Annotated in this window: 18 protein-coding genes; 4 read left to right on the forward strand and 14 right to left on the reverse strand. The window is 63.5% G+C overall.

The genetic code is table 11. The features are described from left to right. The 7 genes from M5C56_RS01030 to M5C56_RS01060 form a co-directional block, all read right to left on the reverse strand. Entirely contained in the window at positions 1-1053 is a 1053-nt protein-coding gene (locus M5C56_RS01030) for a YCF48-related protein (RefSeq protein WP_103495787.1), read from the reverse strand. Between the two features lie 405 nt (positions 1054-1458). After that, on the reverse strand, positions 1459-4116 hold the full coding sequence (gene pepN, locus M5C56_RS01035) for an aminopeptidase N (protein WP_103495788.1): 2658 nt from the start codon (positions 4114-4116) through the stop codon (positions 1459-1461). Positions 4117-4128: 12 nt separating this feature from the next. After that, positions 4129-4959, reverse strand: a complete 831-nt coding sequence (locus M5C56_RS01040; RefSeq protein WP_103495789.1) for a DUF2797 domain-containing protein — start codon at positions 4957-4959, stop codon at positions 4129-4131. Further along, complete coding sequence (locus M5C56_RS01045; protein WP_100942947.1) at positions 4956-5216, reverse strand: DUF1315 family protein; 261 nt, start codon at positions 5214-5216, stop codon at positions 4956-4958. Before M5C56_RS01045 ends, M5C56_RS01040 begins: the two co-directional genes overlap by 4 nt. Before the next feature lie 27 nt (positions 5217-5243). Next, the gene (locus M5C56_RS01050; protein WP_103495790.1) at positions 5244-6116 is read right to left on the reverse strand and encodes a rhomboid family intramembrane serine protease; all 873 of its coding nucleotides are present in this window, start codon (positions 6114-6116) and stop codon (positions 5244-5246) included. Next, positions 6113-7087, reverse strand: coding sequence for a metallophosphoesterase (locus M5C56_RS01055; protein WP_247263014.1), 975 nt, complete (start codon positions 7085-7087; stop codon positions 6113-6115). Before M5C56_RS01055 ends, M5C56_RS01050 begins: the two co-directional genes overlap by 4 nt. After that, positions 7084-7974: an NAD(+) kinase gene (locus M5C56_RS01060; RefSeq protein ID WP_103495792.1), complete on the reverse strand. Its 891-nt coding sequence runs from the start codon at positions 7972-7974 to the stop codon at positions 7084-7086. The genes M5C56_RS01055 and M5C56_RS01060 overlap by 4 nt, the downstream gene beginning before the upstream one ends. A gap of 88 nt (positions 7975-8062) precedes the next feature. Here M5C56_RS01060 and M5C56_RS01065 point away from each other — a divergent pair, with 88 nt between their 5' ends. After that, positions 8063-9013, forward strand: a complete 951-nt coding sequence (locus M5C56_RS01065) for a DUF1853 family protein (protein ID WP_103495793.1) — start codon at positions 8063-8065, stop codon at positions 9011-9013. Between the two features lie 23 nt (positions 9014-9036). On the opposite strand, the gene M5C56_RS01070 is transcribed toward M5C56_RS01065, so the two are convergent. Further along, on the reverse strand, positions 9037-10323 hold the full coding sequence (locus M5C56_RS01070; RefSeq protein WP_152737414.1) for an arsenic transporter: 1287 nt from the start codon (positions 10321-10323) through the stop codon (positions 9037-9039). Between the two features lie 41 nt (positions 10324-10364). Next, on the reverse strand, positions 10365-10712 hold the full coding sequence (locus tag M5C56_RS01075) for a metalloregulator ArsR/SmtB family transcription factor (protein WP_103495054.1): 348 nt from the start codon (positions 10710-10712) through the stop codon (positions 10365-10367). A gap of 189 nt (positions 10713-10901) precedes the next feature. Here M5C56_RS01075 and M5C56_RS01080 point away from each other — a divergent pair, with 189 nt between their 5' ends. Next, positions 10902-11453, forward strand: coding sequence for a cytochrome b (locus tag M5C56_RS01080; RefSeq protein WP_103495055.1), 552 nt, complete (start codon positions 10902-10904; stop codon positions 11451-11453). A 141-nt stretch (positions 11454-11594) separates the two neighbouring features. On the opposite strand, the gene M5C56_RS01085 is transcribed toward M5C56_RS01080, so the two are convergent. Then, entirely contained in the window at positions 11595-12512 is a 918-nt protein-coding gene (locus M5C56_RS01085; RefSeq protein ID WP_103495056.1) for a pyridoxal-phosphate dependent enzyme, read from the reverse strand. Positions 12513-12762: 250 nt separating this feature from the next. After that, the gene (locus M5C56_RS01090) at positions 12763-14799 is read right to left on the reverse strand and encodes an NADPH-dependent 2,4-dienoyl-CoA reductase (RefSeq protein ID WP_103495057.1); all 2037 of its coding nucleotides are present in this window, start codon (positions 14797-14799) and stop codon (positions 12763-12765) included. A gap of 212 nt (positions 14800-15011) precedes the next feature. Between M5C56_RS01090 and M5C56_RS01095 the strand changes: the two genes are divergently transcribed. Both M5C56_RS01095 and M5C56_RS01100 read left to right on the forward strand, forming a co-directional pair. Then, positions 15012-16151 (forward strand): carbon-nitrogen hydrolase family protein, encoded by a 1140-nt coding sequence (locus M5C56_RS01095; protein WP_103495058.1) that lies wholly within the window; start codon positions 15012-15014, stop codon positions 16149-16151. Further along, entirely contained in the window at positions 16148-17188 is a 1041-nt protein-coding gene (locus M5C56_RS01100; RefSeq protein WP_103495059.1) for an AraC family transcriptional regulator, read from the forward strand. Before M5C56_RS01095 ends, M5C56_RS01100 begins: the two co-directional genes overlap by 4 nt. A 362-nt stretch (positions 17189-17550) precedes the next feature. Here M5C56_RS01100 and M5C56_RS01105 read toward each other — a convergent pair whose 3' ends face one another. The 3 genes from M5C56_RS01105 to M5C56_RS01115 form a co-directional block, all read right to left on the reverse strand. Further along, complete coding sequence (locus tag M5C56_RS01105; protein WP_103495060.1) at positions 17551-18447, reverse strand: DUF2242 domain-containing protein; 897 nt, start codon at positions 18445-18447, stop codon at positions 17551-17553. Positions 18448-18552: 105 nt separating this feature from the next. Further along, on the reverse strand, positions 18553-19248 hold the full coding sequence (locus M5C56_RS01110; protein ID WP_103495061.1) for a response regulator transcription factor: 696 nt from the start codon (positions 19246-19248) through the stop codon (positions 18553-18555). A gap of 316 nt (positions 19249-19564) precedes the next feature. Continuing rightward, positions 19565-22828 carry an ImcF-related family protein gene (locus M5C56_RS01115; protein ID WP_247262992.1) on the reverse strand — a complete coding sequence of 1088 codons (3264 nt, stop codon included), beginning with the start codon at positions 22826-22828 and terminating at the stop codon, positions 19565-19567. Positions 22829-22832: the final 4 nt, after the last annotated feature.

The following is a 22832-nucleotide window of genomic DNA, read 5'->3' on the forward strand; positions in this document are numbered from 1 at the left end:
TTATTGGCCCAGCTCAGCGCCCGTGGGCGTGGTGGTGTGGGCGCCGCCCTGGCCGACGAGGATCAGGTTGCCGTTGCCGGCCGCCGTCACTGCCGACAGGGAAATCCGGTCGGGACGGTTGAACACGCTGAAGGTCACGCCGTCATCGGTGCTGCGGATCACGCTGCCGCCGTTGCCGACGATCACCAGCGAACCGTCATCCAGCAAGGTCGCGCCGGACAGGCCGAACTCCAGGGCGCCACGGGCGGCCTTGAGTTCCACCGGTTCCCAGCTGCTGCCGAAGTCAGTGGAGCGGTAGAGGTTGCCGCGCAAGCCGTAGGCCAGCAACGTGGAGGGTTGAGCGGTGCCGATCACGCCGAACAACGAACCCTGGTAAGGGCCGTCGACGTGTTCCCAGGTCTGGCCCCAGTCGGCGGAGCGGAACATGCTGCCCTGTTCGCCCACGACGAACAGCCCGGCATCCTTGACCGCGGCGATGGCGTTGAGGTGGAACTGATCGGGGTTGTCGATGCGGTCGCTGACGTTTTCCCAGTGCTGGCCGCCGTCGGTGGTTTCCAGCAGGGCCCCGTAGGCGCCCACGGCAAAGCCGGTGCGGGCGTCCTTGAACCAGAGGTCGAGCAACGGCGCTTCGCGCTTGAGGTCCTGGAACTGGCGGGTCCAGGTGGCGCCGCCGTCGCTGCTGGCGAGAATCTGCGCGTCGTGGCCGACGGCCCAGCCGTGCTGGTCGTCGACGAAATAGACCGCGGTGAGCATCTGCCGGGTCGGGACCTTGGCCTGGGTCCAGTGGCCGCCCTGGTCGTCGGAGAAGAGGATGTGCCCGCGATCGCCGACGGCCACCAGCCGCTTGCCGGCATGCACCACGTCGAGCAGCAGGCTCTTGATGGCCTTGGAGGATTCGATGGAGTAGACGGTGTCGGCAGTGGTGGACGCTGCCGCGTATGCGCTGGCCGGCAGTGCCGCCAGTCCCGACAGCGAAAGCGCCGCCACCAGCAATGCCGTACCGCGCCATGTCGGCGGACAGCCAGAACCCGTAGGCCTCACAGGCTCATTCATAGACCTTTCTCCCCATTATTATTGTCAGGTCATCCAACCTATCAGGGCGCCTTCGAGGGCATTTTCATGACGGCCGGTTCGTCTGAAACCGGCAATCTAGAGCCCCTTCTAAAGCTGGAGCTATCCTATCGGGCTTTGGAATCGTCTGACAATCGACGCCACGTTATCTTTTGTTAACCCGGGGCGTTGAGGGGGAGCCTGAATGATGGGGCATCAGGTGAGGTGATGAACAAAGGCCACGAGCGTGGCCTTTGGCGGAAATCCACGGTGCGGCGACGGTCCCGCTGGCTGAATGCGATCAACTGTAGGAGCAGGGCTTGCCCGCGAAGCTTTTAGCGCCCTCAAGGACGCCTTCGCGGGCAAGCCCTGCTCCTACAAGGATAGGTGTCTGCCGTTAGGACGTGATCAGGCCAGGCTTTTGCTGACAACCTCGTACACATCGGCCGACAACTCGCCCGAACCGCGAATCCGCTCCAGCTCGGCCTTCATCAAGGCCTGGCGGGCGTCGTCATACTTGCGCCAGCGGGTCAGCGGCGCCAACTGCCGGGAAGCGATCTGCGGGTTCAGCGCATTGAGCTGGATCACCAGGTCCGCCAGGAAGCGATAACCTGAACCGTCCGCCGCATGGAAGTTGATCAGGTTCTGCCCGGCAAAGGCACCGATCAACGCCCGCACCTTGTTCGGGTTCTTGATGGTGAACGCCGGGTGTTCCATCAACGCCTTGACCCGCTGCAAGCCACCCGGCAACGGGCTACCGGCCTGGACGCTGAACCACTGGTCCATGACCAGCGGATTGTCCTTGAAGTGCTCGGCGAAACTGGCCAGCGCCAACGCCTTCTCGGCCTCGAACGGCGAGTTCACCAGCACCGCCAGGGCGGTCAGGCGTTCGGTCATGTTGTCGGCGCTTTCGAACTGCTCCAGGGTCGCCGCCAGCACTTCAGGCTTGCCGCTGAGCATCAGGTACGACAGCGCGATATTCTGCAGGGCACGCCGGGCGAAATGCTCGTTCTCGGCCACGTAAACCGTGGTTTTCGACACCGCGCGATTGGCCTGGTAACGCTGCCACAAACCGTCGAACAACTGCTCGGCCAGCTGCCGGCGAACGAATTCGCGAGCGGTGTGGATCGCCTCGACATCCGCCACTTCGCTGATCTCGGTGAGGTAGGCCTCGCCCGGCAACGAGAGCATTTCAGCAACCATCGCCTGATCAAGCTGCTCGTTGCCCAGCACGCTGCGCAAGGCCGTGACCAGACGCGGATCAAGCACCAGTGTTTCACCCTTCTGATGCTGGGCGATCAGTTCCTGCAACACCTGCACCGACAATTGCTGGCCGGCGTCCCAACGGTTGAAACCGTCGCTGTCGTGCTGCATCAGGAACATCAACTGGTCGCGGTCGTAGGGGAAGCTCAGCTTCACCGGCGCCGAGAAACCCCGCAGCAGCGATGGCAGCGGCTTGGCGGCGATGCCGACAAAGGTAAAGGTCTGTTCGGCTTCGGTCACCGAGAGCACACGGCTGGTGGCGCCGGCGGCCGCTTCACCCGTCAGTTGCAGGGCGATTTCAGCGCCCTGGGCATCCAGCAGGCCGATCTCCACCGGAATCACGAACGGCAGCTTTTCCTGCTTGTCCGGGGTCTGCGGGCAGCTCTGGCGGAAGGTCAGGCTGTAGGTCCTGGCGCTCGCATCGTAGCTTTCGCTGACGGCAAGACGCGGTGTACCGGCCTGGCTGTACCAGCGCTTGAACTGGCTGAAGTCGACGCCATTGGCATCCTCCATGGCCTTGACGAAATCGTCGCAGGTCACGGCGTGGCCGTCATGGCGTTGGAAATACAGGTCGCTGCCTTTGCGGAAACCTTCGGCACCGAGCAAGGTGTGGATCATGCCGACCACTTCCGAACCCTTCTCGTATACGGTCAGGGTGTAGAAGTTGGAGATCTCGATAAAGCTGTCCGGGCGCACGGCGTGGGCCATGGGGCCGGCGTCTTCGGCGAACTGGTGGGTGCGCAGGTAGGCGACATCCTGGATACGCTTGACCGTGGCCGAGTTCATGTCGGCGGAGAAGCCCGCATCGCGGAACACCGTGAAGCCTTCCTTGAGCGACAGCTGGAACCAGTCGCGGCAGGTCACGCGGTTGCCCGACCAGTTGTGGAAGTATTCATGGGCGACGATAGCCTCGACCCGCTGGTGCGCGGCGTCGGTGGCGGTTTCAGCCCGGGCCAGCACGGCGCTGGAGTTGAAGATATTGAGGCCCTTGTTCTCCATGGCGCCCATGTTGAAGTCGTTGACCGCGACGATCATGAAGATATCCAGGTCGTACTCCCGACCATAGACTTCCTCGTCCCAGCGCATGGACTTCTTCAGGCTGTTCATGGCGTGCTGGCACTTGTCGATATTTTCCGGCTCGACATAGATACGCAGCGCGACGTCGCGACCGCTCATGGTCGCGAAGCTGTCTTCGACACACCACAGGTCACCCGCCACCAGGGCGAACAGGTAGGCCGGTTTCATGAACGGGTCTTCCCAGGTCGCCCAGTGCCGACCGTCGTCCTGGGGCCCATTGCCCACCGGGTTGCCGTTGGACAACAGCACCGGGTAGCGATGCTGCTCGGCGATCACCGTGGTGGTGAACTTGCTCATCACGTCCGGGCGGTCGAGGTAGTAGGTGATCTTGCGGAAGCCTTCGGCCTCGCACTGGGTGCAGAACATCGAGCCGGACTTGTACAGGCCTTCCAGGGCGGTATTGGTTTCCGGGTGGATCTTCACGCTGGTATCGACGCTGAAGTGCTCGCTGCCCGGGTGCAGGGTCAGGTGGCTATCGTCGATCTGGTAGTCGTTGCTCGACAACACGCGGTCGTCGAGTTGCACCGACAGCAGTTCCAGCAGTTGGCCATCCAGCACCAGCGGCGGCAGACCGGCACCGGCAGCCGGGTTGCGGCGCATCACCAGCTGCGCATGGACCAGGGTATGGTCCTCGAACAACTCGAAGGTCAGGTGCGTCTCGTCGATCAGGTAGTCCGGTGCCTGATAGTCCTTCAGATAAATCATCTTCGGTTGTTCGGTGCGCATGAGGGTGTCCTTTTACTGATGCACGGCGAGCTGGTAAGCCGTGTATTTACGGATATTGATCACGCCGGTGTCAAAGATCAGGTACTGGCCCTTGATCCCCATCAACGTGCCTTCGGCAATCGGGTCTTTGTCCAGGTTGAAGCTGACCACCTTGGTCGGGTAGTGCTCGATCGGATAGCGGATCTCCAGCGGCTCGACATCATGCACCGGCTGGATCGCCTGCAGACCGAAACGCGCCTGCAAGGCCGTGAAGCCCTCGGCACAGGATTCGAACAGTTGATCACGCACCGCCTTGAGGTCCACCGCCGGCGCATCGCCCTTGAGCAAGGCGCGCCAGTTGGTCTTGTCGGCCACCTGGCTGCGAAACAGGTCCTCGACGAAACCGGACTGCTGGCGGGTCGCCACACGGACAATCGGCAGCGCCTGACTGGCGCCCTGGTCGAGCCAGCGGGTCGGCAACTGGGTGGCACGGGTGATGCCGACCTTGATCCCCGACGAATTGGCCAGGTAGACCACGTGGTCGGTCATGCAGAATTTTTCGCCCCAGGACGGTTCGCGGCAAGTGCCGGCGTCGTAATGGCAGCGCTCGGGACTCATGATGCAGGTGTCGCACTGGGCCAGCTTGGTCATGCACGGGTAGCAATAACCCTGGCTGAAGCTGGTCTTGGTCTTGCGTCCACAATGGGTGCAATGAATCGCCCCGAGGAATTCCAGGCGCAGCTTCTGGCCGATCAACGGATTGACCGGCACCTCGCTGTCACCCAGGCGAAAGGCGTACTGCACATCCGCGCCTTCAAGGCGCGTCGACATCTTGCTGATTGCACCGCGGCCAAGCTCGATCAATGGATGGCATCCGACTTGAACAGGATGTTCGGCACCGGCGCCGACTTCGAGGCGCATTCCTGCGCGCCCATGTAGCCGGTGCGCTGGTCTTCCGGCAGGTTCTGGGTTTCCCAGGCGATCATTGCCTGCAACGACAATTCGCGCTGTTCGGCGCTGAGCTTGCGCCCGTCCGACCATTTGCCGATTTCCACCGCCAGTTTCAGGCTCTCGTAGATGTCGGGGGTGATGTTTTCAATCATTTCGATAAAAGAGGACATGCGCTCTCCACGCTTGAAAAAAGTCGACTAGATGGCCAGTTTACGACGAGACCAGAGGCCGCCCAACAAACCGCTGAAACATCCGATGAGCAGTCCACCGACATGGGCGCCGTTGGCGATTTCGCCGAAGCCGATCATCGAGACCAGGCCCGACAGGCACAACAACAGCCAGACCAGCATCATCACCAGCACACCGCGCGGCAGACGATAGACCGGGTTCGGCGACACCCATTGGTAGATCCAGCAATACCCGAGCAAACCGTAGAGCACCCCGGACAGGCCGCCGAACAGGGTCGGGCCGCTGACGTAGTACTGCGCATAGTTGGAAACCAGGCTGAACAGCAGCGTCAGCCCGATCAGGTTGATGCTGCCCTGGCGCAGCTCGATGCGCCGGCCCAGCTCCCAGTACCACATGCCGTTCATGGCGATATGCAGGATGCCGAAGTGGATCAGCATCGGCGTCACCAACCGCCACCACTGCCCCGCCGCCAGGCCATCGGCCAGGGGCGTGAACTGGACGTAGTTGCCGTTCACCCGGAAGTCGAGGAAGGTCAACCAGTGCAGGGTCTGGAGGTTGTCACCGAGCAGGGTCACGCCGGCGACGATCAGGCACAGCAAGAGGATGGTGGCGGTGGCCGGGCTCTGACGCACCTGGGTGAGAAAGTTCGGCCGGGTCATGGCCACGGGCTTGTCCGGGACATCCAGGTGGTTATCCGGGTCGCCAGCGGGGAAACGCTGGTACAGCGACAGCACGTCGGCACTGATCGACTCGGGCACCCACAGCACCTGCTCGCCGGATTCCTCGTTGACCCGGTGCGGCACCTGCATGCGCTCCAGCAGTTTGACGAAGCCACTCAAATCAGTGGTCAACGGCAGGCGTAAGACAGCAGTGGCACTCATCGCAAAGCCTCGGGACGTTCGACGTCGACCCAGACGAATTTCTGCGGGTCGAGGGTGGTTTCCTGGTCCAGCCGGTAAGCCGCCAGCTTGCCGTAGAGCACGGCGCTGTAATCCAGGCAGGCCAGGTTGGGACGGATCGGCGCGGGCTTGCCGCTGCGCCAGTAGTGACCGACGAACAGCATCGGTTCTTCGAGACCGTAGCGCAGCAGGGCATTCTTTTCGGTCGAGGACAGTGCTTTGCTCGCCACCAATTCAGGCAAGGCATCCGGCTGGAAGACGATATCGCCGTAGGTCTGCGGATCGTCTTCCCAGAACTTGGTGCGGAAGAACGCCCGGGTCAGGCCGTCGCCGCCGGTCAACGTCAGGCCGTCCGGCAGGCGCATATCGGTGCCGCGCAGCAGGCGGTCGAACACCGTCGCGGCAAAACTGCCGGGCAGCGCCGAATCCTTGAGGAAGGCTTCGTCGATCCGGCCGTCGGGGTGCTGCGACCGCAAAGGCGCGATCAAGCCGCCATCCCAGCAGGCATGCACCACGCGGAAACGTCCGGCATCGATGAACAGCGGCAGCTCGTAGAACCAGGCGAGAAAGTCATGCCAGTCCGCCGGGTGCTGTTCGAACTGGGTCAGGGTTTCATTGAGCAGCCGGGCATGCCGTGGCGTGTGCTCGCGGACGAACTGCTTGCCGCTGCCCGCGGCGGCCGGGGTGCTCCAGCCCAGGGCGTTGAACTCGTGGTTGCCCATGATGCACAGCGCCTGCCCGGCCTCGACCATGTCATGGACGATATGCAGGGCTTCGCGGATACGTGGGCCACGGTCGATGATATCGCCGAGGAACACCGCCATGCGCGACGGATGACGCCAGACGCCCCCCAGCTTCTGGTAGCCGAGCATGTCCAGCAGATGTTCGAGGGTATGGGCGCAACCGTGCACATCACCGATCAGATCGTAGCCACGCGCGGGATCGAGCATCAGTCGCCTCCACCACCCAGCCGACTGCCCCAGCCGAGCTTGGTGCGGCAGACTTCGTAATAGTTGTGATCCAGCGGGTGGATCAGCCGCAGCTTCTGCGGTTTCTTGCTGATGGTCACCGTATCGCCGGGGGCACAGGTGAAATGGTTCTGCCCGTCACAGGAAACCTGCGGGTAGATCTGCATGTCCTTGGACACCACGATTTTCAACTCGCTGTTGCCGTCGACCACAATGGGGCGGCTGGACAAGGTATGGGGGTACATGGGCACGATCACAATGGCATCGAGCTTGGGATGCATGATCGGACCGCCGGCGGACAGCGCATAGGCAGTGGAACCGGTGGGTGTGGCGACGATCAGGCCGTCGGCTTTCTGGCTGCAGACGAACTGGCCGTCGATATACAGCTCGAACTCGATCATCCGCGTCGACTTGCCGGGGTGCAGGACCACGTCGTTGAGCGCATCGCCCTGGCCGATGGCTTCGGCATGGCGGCGTACTTCGGCCTGCAGCAGGAAACGGTTCTCCACCAGGTAATGGCCGTCGAGGACCTTGGCCACTTCGACCTCGAGGTCGTCCGGGCGGATATCGGTGAGAAAGCCCAGGTTGCCGCGGTTGATCCCCAGTACCGGGATATTGTGCCGGGCCAGCGCGCGGGCGGCGCCGAGCAGGCTGCCGTCGCCGCCGACGACGATGACCATGTCACAGACTTCGCCGAGCATCTTGCGCGACGAGGTCTGCAGGCCGTGGCCCGGCAGGACCTCGGCGATGGTGTCCTCGAGGATGACGTGCAGGTGCCGCGCCAGGAGGAATCTCTTCAACCGGCGAACGGTTTCCAGCACCTGCGAACTGCCCAGGCGGCCAATGATGCCGATATTGCGAAATTGCTCCATGGGGCTCCTGCGGGGTCTGGGACGGGCAAAGGGGAGATTATGGGCGAAAGCCGGCCCGAGACAAAACCCTTTCAGCTATGCTCGCAGGATGATCCTCTTCCCCGACTTGCTCAACCTGCCCCGACAGTTGCGCCATCCCGAAGTGCGCGACCTGGCCTGGGTCATCCTGGCGCCACCGATGCTGGCAGACACGCCGTGGCCGCAGCGCCACCCGTTGGCCGGCAGTGACTGGGTCCAGGCACCGGACCTGTTGGAGCGGTGGTTGCATGGGCTGGATCGCAATCCCGTCGAGTTGCAGGGGTGGTTGGTACGCGGGGCGACCCGGCGCCTGGGGCTGTATTACGAGCGACTGTGGCAGTTCGCGGTACAGGAGGCGCCGGGGATCGAGCTGATCGGCGCCAACCTGCCGATCCGCCGCGAGGGCCACACCCTGGGTGAGTTGGACCTGCTGTTGCGCGATCGCGATGGTGTGCATCACCTGGAATTGGCGATCAAGCTGTACCTTGGCCCGCAACACGGCGGCGGCGAAGACCCGGCACGCTGGCTCGGCCCGGGCTGCCATGATCGGCTGGACCGCAAGCTGGCGCACCTGAGCGAGCACCAGTTGCCGATTTCCGCCCGGCCGGAAAGCCGCGAGGCCTTGGCGGCGCTGGATATCCATCAGTTCAGCGCACAGCTGTGGCTGGGCGGTTACCTGCTGTATCCGTGGCCGGGGACCGCGCGTCCGCCCCGGGGGGCTCATCCGCAGCATCTGCACGGGCGCTGGCTGCATCAGCGCGACTGGGCGGACTTTATCAAGCGCAGCCCGGTGGGCCGCTGGCAACCCCTGCCCCGCCATGCCTGGCTGGCGCCGGCGCACTATGCCGAGGCAGACGCCTGGTCGCGGGAGCACCTGGCCCGGTGGCTGGAGGAGCTCGACCCGCACGCGCCAGCGCAGTTGCTGGTGCGCCTGACCCAGAATGCGCAAGGCGACTGGGAAGAGGCCGAGCGCTTGTTCCTGGTGGCTGATCTCTGGCCGAATGTGCCGGGTACCGGCTGATCGCCAAAGCACGTCACCACCCGTCAAACCAGCGACAAACGCAAGGCCAGGGCCGCCAGGGTCACCAGCAGCACCGGCAGGGTCAGGACGATCCCTACCTTGAAGTAGTAACCCCAGCCGATACGGATATCCTTGCGCTCCAGCACATGCAGCCAGAGCAAGGTGGCCAGGCTGCCGATGGGGGTGATTTTCGGGCCCAGGTCGCTGCCGATGACGTTGGCGTAGATCATCGCCTCCTTCACCACGCCGCTGGCCTGGCTGGCATCGATGGACAAGGCGCCGATCAGCACCGTCGGCAGGTTGTTCATGACCGAGGACAGGAACGCGCTCAACAGCCCGGTGCCCATGGCCGCGCCCCAGATCCCGTAGTTCGCGAAGTGATCCAGCCAACCGGCCAGGTAAGTGGTCAACCCGGCATTGCGCAGGCCATAGACCACCAGGTACATGCCCAGGGAGAAAATCACGATCTGCCACGGCGCCTCTTTCAGCACCTTGCGGGTCGAGATCTTGTGACCCCGTGCAGCGATCCCCAGCAGCAAGGCCGCGCACACAGCCGAAATCGCGCTGATGGGAATCCCCAGGGGCTCCAGGGCAAAACACCCCACCAGCAGGATGATCAACACCCACCAGCCGGCAATGAAAGTCGCCTTGTCGTGAATTGCGCTGGCGGGCAGCTCCAACTGCTGCGGATCGTAGTCACGGGGAATGTCACGTCGGAAGAACCACAGCAACACCAGCAGGGTCGCCGCCACGCTGACCAGGTTCACCGGCAGCATCACCGAGGCATAGGCATTGAAGCCGATCTTGAAATAGTCCGCCGAGACGATGTTCACCAGGTTCGACACCACCAGCGGCAGGCTCGCGGTGTCGGCGATAAAGCCGGCGGCCATGACAAATGCCAGGGTCGCCGCCTTGGAAAAACGCAGGGCCAGGAGCATGGCGATCACAATCGGCGTGAGGATCAACGCCGCGCCGTCGTTGGCGAACAACGCTGACACCAACGCTCCCAGCAGCACGAAGGCGGCGAACAGCTTGCGTCCGCTGCCCCGCCCCCAGCGCGCCACATGCAGTGCCGCCCAGGCAAAGAAGCCGGCTTCGTCAAGCAACAGGCTGATGATGATCAGGGCGATAAAGGTGCCGGTGGCATTCCAGATGATCTCCCACACCAGCGGAATATCAGTGAGATGGACCACACCGCAGAGCAAGGCCAGCAGCGCGCCCAGACAGGCGCTCCAGCCGACGCCCAGGCCCCTGGGCTGCCAGATCACCAGGGTAATGGTCAGCAGGAAAATCAACGCGGCAATCAACATGCACAACAACCTTCAAGGTTAGCAAGAGGGGGAGTAAACGCTCAGCAACAGCGCAGTGGTCGGTCGTTCATGGCCTGCAGGCGCCGGATATCCGCCGCCAGCCACTGCTCGCTGGCCTGCAGGGTGCCTTGCAGCAAGGTCGAAACCCATTGCGGCAGCTCCGGGTGCAGACGATAAAACACCCATTGTCCCTGACGTCGGTCAGCCAGCAGCCCGCCCTGGCGCAGTTGCGCCAGGTGCCGGGAGATTTTCGGCTGGCTCAATTCCAGGGCGGCGGTCAATTCGCACACGCAGAGCTCACCCTCACGAGCCACCAGCAGCACAACGCGGCTACGGGTTTCGTCAGCCAGGCATTTGAAGAGTTCCACAGGGGAGGCAAAACAGGGCATCGCGAGCAGCTCTACACATATGGATTTTCGAATATATGAGTAAGCATATATAAAAGCAAATCCCAGTCACAGAGAATGCAGGCCCTCCCCTGAGTTGCCTTGGGCAAAATGCTGCTAAACCTATTAAGGTGTAGGGACTCCGTCGCTCAAGAATGGAGGTTCCAGCCCTGATGATTCGAGGAACACCGTATGCCCTGGAAAAATACCGACAGTCGCTACAGCAGCCTGTCGATTGCACTGCACTGGTTGATGCTGGTGCTGTTGGCGGTGGTTTACGCCTGTATCGAGTTTCGCGGGATATTCCCCAAGGGCAGCGGCGGCCGGGCGCTGATCGTCGAGGCGCACTACATGTTCGGCCTGACCGTGTTCCTGCTGGTGTGGCTGCGTTTGCTGGCCCGTGCCCTCGGCGTGGCACCGAAGATCGTCCCCGCGCCGCCGGTCTGGCAGATGCTGATTTCCAAACTGATGCACTGGGCTTTGTACCTGTTCATGATCGCTACGCCGTTCCTGGGCTGGTTGGTCGTCAGTGCGCAAGGACATTCGGTGCTGTTCTACGGCGTCGAGCTGCCGGCGCTGACGGGGGAAAACCTGGATTTTGCCAAAGAGATCAAGGGCTGGCATGAACTGCTGGCGACGATCGGCTACTGGCTGATCGGCCTGCATGCCCTGGCCGGACTGTATCACCACTACTTCGTGCGGGATAACACCCTGATGCGCATGCTGCCCAAGCGTCGTGCTTGAGCCCCGATGCCTTCTTGCTCGCAACGATAACGCGAGGTCTCGGAGCCCTGCACAACCTGTAGGAGCATGGCTTGCCAGCGAAGCCTTTGGCGATCTTGAGGGCCCCTTCGCGAGCAAGCTCTGCTCCTACAAGGACCGGGTTTACAAAGTAAAACCCCGGCGACCCTGTAAACCACCGGTGTGCACGAAGACCAGGCGCGTGCCAGGGGCAAAACGTCCGGCGTTCACCTCTTCCTGAAGCGCCAGTAAAGCCTTGCCGGTATACAGCGGCTCCAGCGGTACTGCGCTCTGCTGCTCGCTTTGCACGATAAAATCCAGCAGCGTCGGATCGACCTTGGCAAAACCGCCACGGCAGGCGTCGATCAGTTCAAACGCCGGGCTCATTACCCCGCCCTCCTCCAGGATCGCCGCGACCAAAGGTGCCACGCCATGGTCAGCCGGCACCGCCAGGGCACCATATACCGGTCGACGCCCGGCTTCGGCCAGCACCAGCCCGGCCAGGGTGGTGCCGGTTCCGGCAGCCAGCCACCAGCCGTGATAGTCATCCCAGCCGAGTGCCGGTAGTTGCTCATGGACCTTTTCCAGCAAGACCCCACAACCACGCGCGCCCATCAAACCGCCACCGCCCTCCGGAACGCCGCGCAGATGTGGATAGCGTTGCTGCCACGACTCCCAGAAGCCTGGCGCATGCCGCGCCCGATAACCGCCATAGCCGAGCCAGTGCAGCTCCATGCCGAAGGCCTGGAGATCGACGACGGTGGGAGTTTGTACCGGATTGCCACGCAGCAGGCCGACGGTGGGGAAACCGAAACGCTTGCCCGCCGCCGCCAGGGCGTGCAGGTGATTGGAGTGCGCGCCACCCAGGCTGATCAGGCCTTCGGCACGGGCCTGCCGGGCCGCCGCCAGATGTTCGGTGAGCTTGAACCACTTGTTGCCGCTGATCAGCGGATCGATCAGGTCGAGGCGCAGTATGGCCACCTCGACCTCGGCCTGGGTCAGCCAGTCCAGGTGCAGGGGTTCGAGGGGGGCGTGGGGGTGCCAGTCGGCGGGGGGTAGCATTGCGGGGTGGTCCGATGGGAGGAGACCCACCAGTTTAACAGTTCAGGTCTTGTGGCGTTCTCGAGGGCCTCTTCGCGGGCAAGCCCTGCTCCTACAGATTCGAGCCGATCACAAAATTTGCGCACGACACAAGGTTGTAGGAGCAGGGCTTGCCCGCGAAGAGGCCCTTAAGCCTTGCAGCGCTCATCGAGGCGCCATCGCCAGCAAGCCGGCGCCTACAGGAGAAAGGCCGCGTTCAGTCTGCTCAGACCTACAGCCCAGCCGCCAACCGCGAACCCTGGTCGATCGCCCGCTTGGCATCCAGCTCCGCCGCCACGTCCGCACCGCCGATCAGGTGCACATTCTGCCCCGCCGCCACCAGCCCGTCCTGCAACTCGCGCAACGGGTCCTGCCCGGCGCAGATCACCACGTTGTCTACCGCCAGCAACTGCGGCTCGCCACCGCCGATGCTGATATGCAGGCCCGCCTCGTCGATCTTCAGGTACTCGACGCTGTTGAGCATCTGCACCCGCTTGTTCTTCAACCCGGTGCGGTGAATCCAGCCGGTGGTCTTGCCCAGGCCATCGCCGACCTTGGAGGCCTTGCGCTGCAACAGAAACACCTCACGGGCCGGTGCATGGGGTTCGGCCTTGATTCCGGCCACCCCGCCACGCGCCTCAAGGTGGGTGTCGATACCCCACTCCTTCCAGAACGCCTCGCGATCCAGGCTGGTGGCCACACCTTCATGCACCAGGAACTCCGAGACGTCGAAGCCGATACCACCAGCGCCGATCACCGCCACCTTGTGGCCCACCGGCTTGCGCTCCAGCAGCACATCCAGGTAGCTCAGCACCTTGGGATTATCGATGCCGGGAATCGCCGGCAGCCGTGGCGCGATGCCCGTGGCGAGAATGATCTCGTCGTACCCGCCAGCCACCAGTTGCGCCGCATCCACCCGTGTATCCAGGCAAACCTCGACATGGGTGGTCTGCAGCTTGCGCTTGAAGTAACGCAGGGTTTCGAAGAACTCTTCCTTGCCCGGTACACGCTTGGCGACATTGAACTGGCCACCGATCTCACTGGCCGAATCGAACAACGTCACCTGGTGCCCGCGCTCGGCCGCCACGGTGGCCGCCGACAGACCCGCCGGCCCGGCGCCAACCACGGCGATTTTCTTCACCTGGGTGACCGGCAGGTAATTCAGCTCGGTCTCGTGGCAGGCCCGCGGGTTGACCAGGCAGGAGGTCAACTTTCCGCCGAAGGTATGGTCCAGACAGGCCTGGTTACAGCCGATGCAGGTATTGATTTCGTCGGCACGCCCTTGGGCCGCCTTGTTGACGAACTCCGGGTCGGCCAGGAACGGCCGGGCCATGGAAACCATGTCGGCGTCGCCCTCGGCGAGGATCTGCTCGGCCACTTCCGGGGTGTTGATCCGATTGGTGGTGATCAGCGGAATGCCCACCGAGCCACGCAACTTGGCGGTGACCTTGCTGAACGCAGCGCGCGGCACCTTGGTGGCAATGGTCGGAATCCGCGCCTCGTGCCAGCCGATACCGGTGTTGATGATGGTTGCGCCGGCCTGCTCGATGGCCTTGGCCAACTGGACGATTTCGTCCCAGGTACTGCCGCCTTCCACCAGGTCGAGCATCGACAGGCGGAAGATGATGATGAAGTCCGAACCCACCGCCTCACGCACCCGGCGCACGATCTCCACGGGCAGGCGCATGCGGTTCTCGTAGCTGCCGCCCCAGCGGTCGGTGCGGTGGTTGGTGTGGGCCGCGAGGAACTGGTTGATGAAGTAACCTTCCGAACCCATGATTTCGACGCCGTCGTACTCGGCATTCTGGGCCAGGGCTGAACAGGTCACGAAATCGGCGATCTGTTTCTCGATACCTTCCTCATCCAGCTCTTTGGGCTTGAACGGGTTGATCGGGGCCTGGATCGCACTCGGCGCCACCTGTTTCGGGCTGTAGGCATAACGCCCGGCATGGAGGATCTGCAGGCAGATCTTGCCGCCGGCCTGATGCACCGCGTGGGTGACGATGCGATGCTGGTCGGCTTCGGCCTGGGTGGTCAGCTTGGCCGCGCCGGAATACACGCCGCCCTCGTCGTTTGGCGCGATACCGCCGGTCACCATCAGGCCGACACCGCCACGAGCACGTTCGGCGAAATAAGCCGCCATGCGCTCGAAACCACCGGGCTTTTCCTCAAGACCGGTGTGCATCGACCCCATCAGGGTGCGGTTGCGCAACGTGGTGAAACCCAGGTCGAGCGGGGCCAGCAGGTGCGGGTATTGGGCGGCGGTCATAGAAACTCCACAACGGGCAAGATCACGGGATGCGGGAAGCTCTTCGGCCCCCGTCAGTTGTATGACTGGCACATTAAAGATGCCCAGGCCCTGGCTCAATGACCGAAACTGACAACTTATTGATCCAAATGTGCAGTGCCCCTTGGCAAGCACGCCCGTGGGCCCTACCCTAGTCGACGACTCCCGCACACGGTCGTTCGTTATCCGCTCCCATGCGTAAATTCCTGCTCTTCTTCCTATCGGTCCTGCTGCTCGCCAGCGTCGTCGGTTATGGCGTGTGGACCCAACAACGCGGCAGCGGCCACTACCTCTCGGACCTGCGTATCCGCCTGGCCGTGGACCAGGGCGTGGCGGGCGAGCACGGCAACCTGCTGGGCCTGCAACCGGAGCTGTTTCCCAACGACTACCAGAGCCCGGCGCGCCTGCACCGCAAGTTGGCGGCCTATCTGCAACAGGCCCGTGGCCTGGGACTGCTGAACGCCAAGACCATTGTGGTACTGCCCGAACACATCGGCACCTGGCTGCTGCTGCGCGGGGAAAAGGATGACCTCTACCAGGCCCTCGACCAGCAGGAGGCGATGAACTGGCTGATGCTCGGCAACCCGCTGAAGCTGCTCGGTGCCCTGTTCAATGCCAAGGGCCGCAGCTTCCTCGAAGACGCCCGCCTGCGCATGAAGGCCAAAGGCATGGCCCAGGATTACCAGGCGGTGTTCGGCGGCCTGGCGAAAGAATTCGGCGTCACCCTGGTGGCCGGCTCCATCGTCCTGCCGGATCCCAGCGTCGAGCAAGGCAGCCTGAAAATCGGCAAGGGCGCGCTGTACAACGTCAGCCTGGTCTTCGCCGCCGACGGCCGTCCCCTCGGCCAGCCCCAGCGCAAGCTCTACCCGACCTTCGACGAACGCGGTTATATCAAGGGTGGCGAACGCCAGGAGCTGAATGCCGTGGAGACCCCGGCCGGGCGCCTCGGCGTACTGATCGGCAGTGACAGTTGGTACCCGGACAACTACCGCCGGTTTGACGAACTCGGCGTGTCACTGATTGCGGTGAGCGCCTCGCTGCCCGGCAAGAACAGCTGGGAACAGCCCTGGCGCGGCTTCAAGAACGCGGCCACGCCGGCGGAGATCAGCCTCAGGCCCGGCGAACTCGGCGAAGGTGAAGCCTGGCATCGCCTGACCCTGATCAGCCGCGCCCCCGCCAGCCAGTCCACGGCCGGCATGACCGTGTTTCTCCGTGGCCAGTTCTGGAACCAGCGTTATTCGGGACAGAGCTTTATCAGCCGGGACGGGCGCTCCATCGACGGGCAGGACGGCAGTGATCGCGGTGCCCGCCTGCTGAACCTGTGGCTGCCATGAAGCCGGTATCAATGCGCCTGGGCGACCTGTCCGTGAGCTTCGTCCACAGCCTCGCCGAGGCGGTGAGCAGCCATGACCAGGACGCTGGGGCGCTGCTGGAGCAATATGGGCTGGACCCGGCGCGCCTGGCCGAGCCCGGCGCCCGGCTGTCGATTCCGCGCTATATGCGCCTCGGGCACGCGGCGATCCAACTGACCGGCGACCCGGCCCTGGGCTTGCGCATGGGTCGTTTCAGCCGACTCCCCCAGGCGGGCCTTGCCGGTATCACCGCCGCCCAGGCACCGACGGTACGTGAAGCGGCGCGAACCCTGACCCGCTTCGAAGCGCTCTACGGCTCCAATTATCGCGGGCAGTCGAGTTTCCACGAAGACGCCGACGGTGCCTGGCTGCGCTTCTACTCCATCAGTCCGTACAACACCTATAACCGCTTCGTGGTGGACTCGATCATCGCCGGCTGGCTACAACAGCTGGCCAGCGTCGGCGGCGAAACGCTGCACGCCGAACGCATCGACATCGAATTCGCCGAACCGGACTATGCGGCGGCCTACAAGGGGCTGGGTGACTGCCAGGTGCACTTCGCCGCCGAGCACAATCAATTGCGCCTGAGCCAGGCCAGCCTGGGCCTGCGCAACCCGAACCATTGCCCCGGGACCTGGCGGCACCTGCTGCAACTGTGCGAACGGGAACTGGAACAACTGACGCGCACCCGCAGTCTGCGTGAACGTATCACTCAGTTGCTGGGTCCTTTGCTCAATGGCGGTCGGGAACCCGACCTGGAAGAAGTGGCGGCACGCCTGAAGCTGCCGACCTGGACACTGCGTCGCAAACTGGCCGAGGAAGGCACGCAATTTCGCGCCATTCTCAACGACACTCGCCGTGACCTGGCGATGACCTATATTCGCGACACCGAACTGGCTTTTGGCGAAATCGCCTACCTGCTCGGGTTTGCCTCAGCCGAGGCCTTTCAACGGGCTTTCAAACGCTGGAACGGCCAGACACCCGGCGAGTTCCGCCGCAGCCAGCGGCATTCGGCCTGAGCCGAAAAACGACCGTTTACAGCTCGGTCGCGTCTTCAGCCGGCTCAACGGGGTCCAATTCGAAAGCACTGAACTCCAACAGCTCTTCTTGATAGTCATCCATCGTCAAACTCCTTTTTCGCTCGTGGGTAAACCGCTGTCTTGCTGACCGTGCCTTTGGGAACGGACTGGATCCAGCATAGGGGTCCCATGTGAAGGAAAAATGAAGCACCCCGTCTGCCCAGGCACTTGAATAAGGGCCTGAAATAAAAAACTAGCAGAACGGTCAGAATTTACCCACTTTTATTTTGCGGGCCGCATCCCCTGTCACAAGGTCACGGGATCGAGGTCGACAAACCCGACCCCGCCACCTTGTGCTCGGCTTACTGAGCCGCAGGCGCCGGAGCCGCCGGCTCGCTGGCCGCTGGCGTCGGGGCAGGCGTCGGCTCGGCAGGGGTTGCCGGGGCGGCTGGAGTGGCGGGAGCCTTCTCGAGCGGCGTTACCGGAGCGGCTTCGGCTGGCGCGGCGACCGGTTCGGACGCGGCAGGAGCCGCCGGAGTGGCAGGAGCTACAGGAGCACTATGCACAGGGTCCGCGGCCTTCGCTGCCGGCGCAGGCGTCGGGTCCGCCGGCTTGGCCTCGACGGCCTTGTGCTCTGACGCCTTGGGATCCGCCGCCTTGGCCGGCACCGCTTCGGGCATCCCCAGTTCGGCCTTGGGTTTCTCGTCGGTATGTTTTTCTTTTTTCACTTCAGGTGGCAGGAACAGCTCCACCAGGGTGAAGAAACGGTCATAGAAGGTCGCCGAGGACACGGTCTCGCTGGCCACCTTGACCATCGAGTCATCCGTCGAGCCGATCGGCATCGACACCGAGCCCAGCACGCCCACGCCGAGGCTCGCGGAGTTGTTGACCTTCTTCAGTGCATAACGGTCCTGCAGGGCGTTGGCGAACATGGTCGAGCGATGATTGGCCGCGCCATCCGCCGCACAGACCACGCTGAAGCTGATCTGCATGTGGGTATCGCCGGTCTGCTGGAAGCTCTTGTTGCCGCTGATCAGCTTCGGGTCGCTGCTGGTGATGATATAGCCCTGGCTGAGCAAGGCACGCCGGGCCGCTTCACAGGACGCCGCGTCGCTCACACCGTAATTGCGTGAGAACGTGCCGGCGTCGTCGAAATTTTCCCGTTCGTAAACGGCGGTCTTGGTGGTCGACGAGCAGCCCGCGGCGCCCGCCAGCATCAGTGCCAATGCAACGGCACGCAAGTGGAATGATGTCGACATTGAAAATCCTGAGGAAAAACGGTCCGGGGCGTATTGTGCATCAGTTCGACATCGCTGAGCGCACACTGAACAGGTTGTGACAGCGAATTTTCAGGAAAATGCAGATCAGCGCCCCTCCATCTGGTAACGCACCTTGTACAACTCGTTGTCGCCACGCAGTCCCAGCTTGCGAAAGGCCGCCTGCTTCTGGGTACTGATGGTCTTGATACTGCGTGAGAACTTGCGCGCAATATGGCTTACCGACAAGCCGTCCAGGCAGCAGCGCAGCACCTCGTGCTCGCGCACCGTCAGTTCGGAGGTCCTGGCCAGCACGTCGAGGCTGGCGACCTCGGATTCCGAGGCCGGCGTGGCGATGTCGAGCCGCGACACCTCATGCACCTGCAATGCCTCTGCCATGTCCGGGTGCAGGTAGACCTTGCCGGCCGCCACCTGACGAATGGCCAGGACGAACTCGTCGGAATTCAGCTCCTTGCCGATAAAGCCGCTGGCCCCGCAGCGCAGCGCCAGGGCCACCGTCGCCGGTACATACAGGGACGAAATGATCAGCAGCCGCAGCTTGGGAAAGCGGATCTTCAAGGTACGAATCAGGTTCAGGCCGTCGACCTCGCCCGAGCGCAACGAGTAGTCCATCACCACCAGGTCGACTTCCTCCTCGCGCAAGGCGGCCATCAGCGTCGAACCACGGCTGAAGCTGCCCAGCAACAAGAGATCGGCCTCGGCCTGGATCTTGATCTCCATGCCGCACAGGACCAGGCTGTGGTCGTCCAGAATCATGAGGCGGGTAGGCTTTTTCTCGAGCATGGACTCTCCTGCACTGCTGCCAATGAAAAACTGACTCGGCAGTGGTCAGGTCCGACCGACGCAAAATCGTTGTGCGGACCGCCACCCCTTCACCATGGCATCCTGCCCAACCGATACATCCCCTGATCCGCAGGGCCCCTCACCCTGCGCCAGACTCCCACCCGGCCAGCCGCGCCACGATGACGATCGGCGCCTCTGGCGTGGGCTATGGGAGGTCATGCTAAACAGTCGTCGGCGCATCCGACATAGGATATTTCCACGGGCCCATTACGAAACCGACCTTCATGGTGCAGGACAGGCCAAATACCGACAGTCGCTACGTCGATGGGCATCGGAAATCGCTGAGGATCTTGCGGCCGAAGGGATGGTCAAGGCTGGCGCTGCGCAATTGCAGCACCACCTCGACGTCCTCGAAGCCCAGGGTCAACCAGTAACCTTCTCCGCTCGGCGCCGGCACCAGGCGCCCCTGTTCCATAAAGCGGAACCAGGCCCAGGGCCCTTCGGCCGAGCGCACCAGGGTCCGACCGTCGATCAGCGTGACCACCATCCTCAACTGGCTGCCCAGGGCCCGGGTCGGCCAGGTGAACAGGCTGGGACGGATCGGACCGTGGGCATAGCTGAGCTGCAACTCGTCCAGGGTCAGGCGCACCTGGGCGATGCTTTCATCCATGGACACGGGACTGAGCTCGAAATCGACCCGTGCGACGTCGGACGCAGCAGGGAAGAACGCCCGGCGAATCTGCTCCGCACGTCGGAACTGCGCCGCCACTTTGCCCTCCAGCAGCGTGACGTCCGGATGGCTGCGCTGGAAATCCTGCAGCAACCCGGCAGGTGCGAACAAGCGGTTGAAGTCCGCCAGCGATAGCTGCTCCCGGGCCTGCCGGTCAAAGGGATAGCGCTGGGCGAGCAGCCGCGAGCATTCGGGGCCCAGTTGCAGGTTCAGGTTGGCACCGACCGTCGCCACCGTCTTCTGATGCAGATGTTGCCGGCCGACACTGACGATATCGGCGAACAGCGGATGCAGCAGCGGCGGCAGGCTGTCGATCTGCCGTCTCAGCTGCTCCAGGGCATCCACCGGCGGGCTCGGCAAGCCCATCGCCAAGGCTTGCTCGCGGGCCTGGAGGTAAACCGCCGCCTGGGCCAGGGCTTCGCGCAATGCCTCAAGCCCGGCGGCGCTGCCTTCGGTCAGCTGTTGCAGCAGCGCAAAGTGCCGGTTGACCGGGTGCTCCTCGGCGGCAATCGTGGCAGGCAGCGCCTTGGCCACCTCCGAGGAGAAACCGGAGGCCAGTGACGACACTTGCTGACGCGCTCTGTCGACCAGACGCTGGGGAACCTCGGGGATCTCCAGGCGGGTTTCACGCCCTGCCGCGCGCAGCAGACTGAACAGCGCCGAGTCGGCCCGCGACAACCGCTCGAGCCTGAGGGCCAGGGATTCGGGCTGGTCGAGGCCAACCAGTTGCAAGTCGGCAAAGAAGTTTTCCCAGTGACGGATATAGTCCTGTGCATAAAGCGCCGACACTTCGTTGTGCAAGGTCAGTGCGTCCAGCCGCAGCCCCTCGCCCATGACCCAGTCTTCATCCTTGAGCACCTCGGCCACCAGTAGCGGCAGGCGGATCCGCAGTTGTTCATAGCCCTTGGGGCTGAAGCGTGCGGGAACACCTCGGTTCAAGGGCTCGCCGCTACGCCGGGCAAGACTCAGCAGCCCCTCGCTGCCGCTGACCGCGACGACACTGAAATCCTCCGCGTCGGCACTGGCCAACATCGCGCTCAGTCGAGCGTACAAACGCTGTTGTTGCGGCTCGCTACGCAGTTGTCGACGCTCCCGCTCGACCCACTGCGGATCGACGCTCAGCACCGGCCCCGTCGCCAGCAGCGGTATCAGTGCCCGGGCATGAACCTGCAATTGCTCGCGTTGCTCCGGGGCCAGCGACTGACCGAGATCGCCCCGCACCCGGGCCAACAGCCAGTCGTCGAAGGCCGCCGATTCGAAGCGGCCCTGGCCGCCCAGCATCAGGTAAAAGCGCAGACGCTCCTGGCGCTCGCTATACGGCTCGTTCAACGGGGAATACTGCAAGCTTTGCACAACGCCAGGCAGCAATTCTTCGAGTAACGCCCGCTGGTAAAGGCTACGGGTCTGGCCCAGCAAGCGGCGATACTCGCTCAACCAGAAGCCGGGCCACAACCCGGCGCCCGAGGGTGGATAGGCTAGGTTCCTGAAGTGCGCCAGGCGTTCGAGCAGCGTCGGCGTCACACTCGCTCCGGTAGCGCTGGCCGGTAACTGCTCAAGCAAAACTTGTTGCTCGGTCAGCCACTGCAACTGCCGGGCCTGCTGCCAGTAACCGTTGCCGAGCAGCGTTGCCAACAGAATGACCAGGGCCGCCGCGCCGAAGACCAGCAACCAGCGCGCCCCACCCGCCCCCCGCGACAAGAATCCCCGCCAGCGCCCGTGACGTCGAGTCTGCTGCAGACAACGGACCAAGCGTTGGCTGGCAGCCCGGGTGCCCGGTTCGAACCGCAAGTGGCCGCTGCAATGCAGCGATTGCAGATGGGCCTGCGCAACCCGCGGCTGCTCGAAAAACGCCGTTTGCAGATAAGGCTGCAAGACCTCGCCGAACTGTCGCCACAAGCGCGGGAAACCGTAGAGTTGAACCCGCGCAGCGGTCTGTGTCTCTCTCTGCAAACGCTCGGGTATTGTGTCTTGCACCGCCGCGAAGGCGCGGACAAGGCGCTCGGCCAGCCCCGACAGGTTCTGCCGATTGCGCCCATGGGCAAAGGCCAGCGCCAGGTCTCGTTCCTCGGCCGGCAAGGCCAGCAACGACGGCTCGAATCCCGGCAAGCGATCACAGTGGGTGACGATCACCTGCACCGGCAAGCCCTGACCGAACCGGGCGCCCAGCTCTTCCAGGCGCGCCCGCAGGATCAACGCCTGGGCATCGCGGGCGGCGGGCGCCAGACGCAACAGATGCACCGCATTGAGCACCAGCACCGCTCCCGCAACCCCCAAGCCGTGACGATGCGAGCGGCTCAGTTCATCGAGCAGGCAACGCCATAACCCTTTGCCGTCAGGATCGGCCTGGGTCAGCAACGCGGAGCTCACGGCCATGACGGAAAAAGCGCCGATACGCCCCGGGTGCAAATCATCATGCGGCAACTCGTCGCCCGTGGGTGCGCGACGGCCCTTCTCTCCCATCAGACTGCGCTTGCCGGCACCGGTCGCCCCCAACAGCAGGAACACCGGGCCGCTGGCGTTGGCCTGGCTTTCCAGGCGCCAGTGCTCCAACCGCTCGCGCAAGCGCCGTTCCCGGATGCCAGGAGGATTGAGTTCCTGCAACGCCGACTGCGCCGCCTCGGCGCGGAGCAACTCCCGACGCTTGCGCCGTCGCCGGGCCCACCCGAAAAAAATCAGCCCCACCAGGTACATAGGGCCCAGCAACAGCCACTGCTGCCAGTCCTGGGCCAGCGGCGCAACACCATCGATAGACAAGCGCGGCCCCTGATGGCGGACCAGCAGGGTCAGCAGATAAAGCCCCACCACCAGCGGCAGCGCCCGCAAAAGGTTTTTCAGCAATCTCAAGAGCATGGTG

The sequence above is a fragment of the Pseudomonas sp. MWU13-2862 genome (genome assembly GCF_023242495.1).
GTDB classification, from domain to species: domain Bacteria; phylum Pseudomonadota; class Gammaproteobacteria; order Pseudomonadales; family Pseudomonadaceae; genus Aquipseudomonas; species Aquipseudomonas gingeri_D.